The 726-nt window shown below is 69.6% G+C and carries 1 protein-coding gene; it reads right to left on the bottom strand.

The annotated features are described in order from the left end of the window. On the bottom strand, positions 1 to 513 hold a 513-nt coding region (locus D7X12_RS41660), incomplete at its 3' end, for a MarR family winged helix-turn-helix transcriptional regulator (RefSeq protein ID WP_147444013.1). Positions 514 to 726: the final 213 nt, after the last annotated feature.

The following is a 726-nucleotide window of genomic DNA, read 5'->3' as shown; positions in this document are numbered from 1 at the left end:
GGGCAGGGAGACGTCCTCCGCCATGGGGATGCCGCCCAGCTCTTCGGCGAGCGCCGTGAGCACTTCCTGGGTGAAGACGATGCGGTCGCGGGGCATGCGGGCGAGCACGCGCTGCACGGCGGACTCGACGGTGCCTTCGGAGGGCACGTCCAGCGCGCGGCCGGAGTCGGTGAGCGCGAACAGGGCCTTGCGGCCGTCGAGCGGATCCGACTTGCGCTCCAGCAGGCCCCGCTTCTCCAGGCGCTTGAGCACCCCGGTGAGGGTGCTGGGGTGCACGTGGAGGATCTGCGCGAGCGTGCCGGCGGTGATGCCCGGGAAGCGACCGACCAGGCGGATGACCAGCCGCTGCGGGCCGGTGAGTCCCAGGGTGGACTCCATGCGCTTGGAGGTGGACTGGAGGCCATGGTCCACGGCCCACAGCAGGCGCATGAACTCCAGCACGTCACCGAGCTGTGGCACCCGGGACCTGCCGGTGTCCGGACCTGCTGACTCCGGGACTTGTGAGTCCTTCATGGATGCATCCTCCTTCACCTACGGCCTCCCTGTCTTTCCGCCATGTGCGCGTGTCCTAGCGCGTCGGACTGCCGGTGCCACCAAAATCCTGATGACACTGCAAGCCGTAGGACGGGGCCGCTCGCCTGGCACCGGGACTGGCGGTGCTGAGTCGGGGGGCCGTTCGGGGTTGGCCGGGTGTGTCATCCGGGGCTTTCGGGGTGGTTCTACGGG

Source organism: Corallococcus sicarius (assembly GCF_003611735.1).
Lineage (GTDB): Bacteria > Myxococcota > Myxococcia > Myxococcales > Myxococcaceae > Corallococcus > Corallococcus sicarius.
This window is presented reverse-complemented; position numbering and strand designations above follow the sequence as displayed.